This window comes from Trebonia sp. (assembly GCF_049794275.1).
In the GTDB taxonomy this organism is placed as follows: Bacteria; Actinomycetota; Actinomycetes; order Streptosporangiales; family Streptosporangiaceae; genus Trebonia.
Genome location: NZ_JBARCR010001088.1, coordinates 1 through 4,001, shown reverse-complemented (window position 1 = coordinate 4,001; position 4,001 = coordinate 1). Strand labels below are relative to the sequence as shown.

General features: G+C 69.0%; 6 protein-coding genes. 2 read left to right on the top strand and 4 right to left on the bottom strand.

All coding sequences use genetic code 11. The features are described from left to right. From WA805_RS27140 to WA805_RS27130, 3 genes are all read right to left on the bottom strand, one after another. Nucleotides 1-136: RskA family anti-sigma factor (locus WA805_RS27140; protein ID WP_424561244.1), on the bottom strand; the 136-nt coding region annotated here is incomplete at its 3' end. After that, entirely contained in the window at nucleotides 136-714 is a 579-nt protein-coding gene (gene sigK, locus WA805_RS27135; protein WP_425243760.1) for an ECF RNA polymerase sigma factor SigK, read from the bottom strand. The genes WA805_RS27140 and sigK, both read right to left, overlap by 1 nt. A gap of 101 nt (nucleotides 715-815) precedes the next feature. Beyond that, on the bottom strand, nucleotides 816-1,469 hold the full coding sequence (locus WA805_RS27130) for a Bax inhibitor-1/YccA family protein (protein ID WP_422277861.1): 654 nt from the start codon (nucleotides 1,467-1,469) through the stop codon (nucleotides 816-818). 445 nt (nucleotides 1,470-1,914) lie between these two features. Here WA805_RS27130 and WA805_RS27125 point away from each other — a divergent pair, with 445 nt between their 5' ends. Then, complete coding sequence (locus WA805_RS27125; protein ID WP_422288077.1) at nucleotides 1,915-2,904, top strand: NAD-dependent epimerase/dehydratase family protein; 990 nt, start codon at nucleotides 1,915-1,917, stop codon at nucleotides 2,902-2,904. Here WA805_RS27125 and WA805_RS27120 read toward each other — a convergent pair. Further along, the gene (locus WA805_RS27120; protein WP_422288075.1) at nucleotides 2,894-3,358 is read right to left on the bottom strand and encodes a nitroreductase/quinone reductase family protein; all 465 of its coding nucleotides are present in this window, start codon (nucleotides 3,356-3,358) and stop codon (nucleotides 2,894-2,896) included. The two genes, WA805_RS27125 and WA805_RS27120, sit on opposite strands and share 11 nt — an antisense overlap. 164 nt (nucleotides 3,359-3,522) lie before the next feature. Between WA805_RS27120 and WA805_RS27115 the strand changes: the two genes are divergently transcribed. Further along, nucleotides 3,523-4,001: TetR/AcrR family transcriptional regulator (locus WA805_RS27115; protein WP_425243759.1), on the top strand; the 479-nt coding region annotated here is incomplete at its 3' end.

The following is a 4,001-nucleotide window of genomic DNA, read 5'->3' as shown; positions in this document are numbered from 1 at the left end:
CGTTCTGGCAGGCCTGGCAGCGGCGCAGGTGCCGCTCGAACCGGTCCCGCTCGGCGTCGTCGAGCGCGTCGAGCGCGTACGCGCCGGCCAGGACGTGCAGGTCACGCCGCCAGGGTCTGGGAAGTCGCAGTCTCATCAGCTCACCCCCAGGCAGGCGCGCAGCCGGGTCAGCCCGTCGCGGATCCGCGTCTTGATCGTGCCGAGCGCGGTGTCCAGCAGCGCGGCGACCTGCGCGTAGCTGTACCCGCCGTAGTAGGCGAGCGTGATCGACTCGCGCTGCAGCTCGGTGAGCCCGGCCAGGCACCGCCGGAGCCGTTCCGCGTCCATGCTCGCCTCGACGGTCTCCGCCACCTCGTCGACTGCGGTCGGCGCCTGCGCGGTCCGCTGCTCCCGCGCGGCGGCCGCCTCTTCCGCCCGCACCCGGTCGATGGCGCGGCGGTGCGCGATCGTCAGCACCCAGGTCGCCGCGCTGCCCCGGGCCGGGTCGAACCGGGACGCGGCCCGCCATACCTCGAGCAGGACCTCCTGGGCGACCTCTTCCGCCTGGGACGGGTTGCGGAGCACCCTCCTGACCAGGCCGTAGACCGACGCCCCGAGCTGGTCATACAGCGCCTCGAACGCGGCCTGGTCGCCCTTCGCCACGTGCGTGAGCAACGTGTCCAGGTCCGCGTCAGCCCGCTCAGCGGGCTCCTGCTCAGACCGCGCCGCGCACATCGTCATACGCCTCCACGCGGAGCATTCGGTGCCCCCGCCCAACCGGATTGCCCGTTCCCGAGAATCCTACGGGCGCGCGTCGCGGACCGCGCGGGGTGGGCTCAGTTCCTGCTGCCCGAGAAGATGCGGAGGAAGAACCAGAACACGTTCAGCACGTCGAGGAAGATCGACGCGGCCAGCAACGGCGCCGAATCCAGCCCGCGCGACCGGCGCAGCCGCTGGAAGTCGCCCATCGTCAGCCCGGCGAAGACCACCAGCCCGAGGATGGCGTAGATCAGCGATCCGTGCGGAATGCGCACGAAGATCAGCACGATCCCGAAGATCAGCAGCGCGATCAGCGCGAAGAACGCGATCCGGTAGACCGCCGACAGGTCCCGCCTGGTCAGGTACCCGATCGACCCGAACACCCCGATGAACAGCGCGGTCGCCCCGCCGGCCTGCCACAGGATCTGCGGGTTGGTCGACGCGTACCAATACAGCGTCGGCGCCGATGCCACCCCCATCAGCACCCCGAAGATCACGAGCAGCACGACCGCGGCGGGCGAAGACCGCCGTGCCACGAAGTTCATGATCAGCAGCGCCACGAACGCGGCGATCCACGCGACGATCACCGCCCCCTCCGACAGGTGCCGCCCCGCGTACGCCCCCGCCGCGAAGAACGCCGCGGTCATGGCGACGAGCCCCATCGTCTGCCCGAACAGCGTCGCCGTCCGGTCCCGCGTCGAAGACCCCTGATAGGCCACGCCCGAGTACATAACCCCATCCTCCCCGCACGCACCTTGCTGCTGTCGTGAGCGTACTTCTCCGTGAGACGATATCGGGCGGAAAGGACGAGCGGATGGACCCGATCACGCTAATCGTTGCGGCGCTCGCCGCTGGTTCCAGCGAGGGCGCTCTCGAAGCGCTGAAAGACGACGTGAAGGACGCGATCAGGGCCGCGTACGCGACACTCCGCGGTCTGGTGCGGAACCGTGTCTGCGACCAGCCCGGCGCCGAGCTGGTGCTGGCCCAGTACGAGGATGACCCCGGGACCTGGGAAACCCCCCTCGCCAAGATGCTCCATGACACTGGCGCGGCCGTTGACGCCAATCTCCTCGCCGTCGCGCACGCGCTGCTGGAGCTGGCGGACGCGGTCGGCACGGCCGAAGGCAAGTACGACGTGACGATGGAAAGCAACCCCGCCCGCTTAGGGTGGTGTTCATGGGCAAACTCAAGGTTCTCTTCATCGGCGGGTCAGGGGTTATCTCCTCCGCGTGCGCCCGGGTGGCCGTGGAAAGCGACATCGACCTGTACGCGCTCAACCGGGGGCATAGCACTACGCGGCCGTTGCCGGCCGGCGCGCACGAGATGCGGGCGGACGTGAGGAACCCCGCGTCCGTTCGGGATGCTATTGAAGACCTTGAATTTGATTCAGTCGTTGACTTCGTCGCGTTTGCCCCTGAGCACGTGCGCACCGATATCGAGATCTTCAGGGACCGGACGAAGCAGTACGTGTTCATCTCCACCGCGTCGGCGTATCAGACGCCGCCCGAGCGGCTGCCGGTCACCGAGTCGACGCCGCTGAAGAACCCGTTCTGGCAGTACTCGCGAGACAAGATCGCCTGCGAGGACCTGCTCGTCCATGAGTACCGGGAGAACGACTTCCCGGCGACGATCGTGCGGCCGTCGCACACCTACGACGCGACCAAGACCGTGCTGTCCGGCGGGTGGACGAGCCTCGCCAGGATGCTGGCCGGCCAGCCGGTGATCGTGCACGGGGACGGGACGTCGCTGTGGACGGTGACGCACCACGACGACTTCGCGCGCGCGTTCGTGCCGCTGCTCGGGCACCCGCGGACGTACGGCGAGGCGTTCCACATCACGTCCGACGACGTGCTCACCTGGGACCAGATCGCGCGGGCCCTGGCGGCCGCGCTCGGCGTCACCGCCCGCATCGTGCACGTGCCCTCGGACGTGATCGCCGCGGCCGACCAGGAGTGGGGCGCCGGGCTGCTCGGGGACAAGGCGAACTCGATGGTGTTCGACAACTCCAAGCTGCGGTCGGTCGTGCCCGGCTGGCGGGCGACGATACCGTTCGAGCGGGGCGCCAGGGAGATCGCGGACTGGTACCTGGCGGACCCCGCGCGGCAAGTGGTGAACGAAAGGCTCGACGCGCTGATGGACAAGCTGGCCGCCGACTTCAGCGAGTGACCGTGGCTGGCTCGAGCCGGAATACCGGGTATCCGGGCGCGATCCCGCGCAGCGTCTCTTCTGATGCCTTGGCGTCCACGCCGTCGAAGAAGACGCCGACTTCCCACTTCCACTTCTTCAGGTAGGCCCGCAGCACCGCCGGCTTGTCGTCGTCGGTGATCTCGGTCGCGCGGAAGGGCTCGACGCGCCGGCCGATGCGCAGCTCGCCGGTGCCGTCGGCGGCGCGCAGGTTCCGGACCCACTGCGTAGTGCCGCGCGGCGCGACCAGGTAGCGGGTGCCGTCGACAGTCAGCGGGTTGACGGGGTTGCTGCGCCATTCGCCGGACTTGCGGCCGCGCACGTACAGCACGCGCGAGCCGTAGACGCTGATGCCCAGCCGGGTCAGGCGGGCGACGGACTCGTTGAAGAAGTTGGTGGCCTTCTTCGGCTGCACGTAACGGGGGCTGTCGTTCATCGCGGTTCTCCTTTTCATCGTTTTTTCATCGTTCCAGTTTTCATCGTCCCGGGCTTTGCGAGAGCATTGCTCTCGACTAAGATCAGTGAACACGATGCGAGCCGCACTGTCAAGAGCAGTGCTCTCGTTTGTGTCAACTGATCTCTATTATGCCGAGGTGCCAGATGAGCCCAGTCAAGGCCAGCCCCACCGCGCGGGAGCGCGCTCGTGCCGAGCTGACGCGCGAGATCACGGAGGAGGCCCGCAGGCAGCTGGCCGAGACGGGCGCGCAGGGACTGTCGCTGCGCGCCGTCGCGCGCGAGCTCGGCATGGTGTCCTCGGCGCTGTACCGCTACTTCCCGAGCCGCGACGACCTGCTGACCGCGCTGATCATCGACGCCTACGACGCCATGGGGGAGGTCGCCGAGACCGCGATCGCGGCCGGCGCGAGTCCCCGGGTCCGGTGGCTGGCGGCCTGTCACGCGATCCGCGGCTGGGCGCTGGCGCACCCGCACGAGTACTCGCTGATCTACGGTTCGCCGGTCCCGGGATACCGGGCGCCGCAGGCGACGGTCGGACCGGCGTCCCGCGTGCCGCTGGCCTTCATGGGCGTGCTGCGCGACGCGGTGGCCAGCGGCGATATGCCAGCGGGCGACGACGACAG

Bases quoted from the DNA above. Each gene is read 5' to 3' on its own strand.
- sigK (WP_425243760.1), bottom strand. From the start codon at position 714: ATGTGCGCGGCGCGGTCTGAGCAGGAGCCCGCTGAGCGGGCTGACGCG.
- WA805_RS27130 (WP_422277861.1), bottom strand. From the start codon at position 1,469: ATGTACTCGGGCGTGGCCTATCAGGGGTCTTCGACGCGGGACCGGACG.
- WA805_RS27125 (WP_422288077.1), top strand. From the start codon at position 1,915: ATGGGCAAACTCAAGGTTCTCTTCATCGGCGGGTCAGGGGTTATCTCC.
- WA805_RS27120 (WP_422288075.1), bottom strand. From the start codon at position 3,358: ATGAACGACAGCCCCCGTTACGTGCAGCCGAAGAAGGCCACCAACTTC.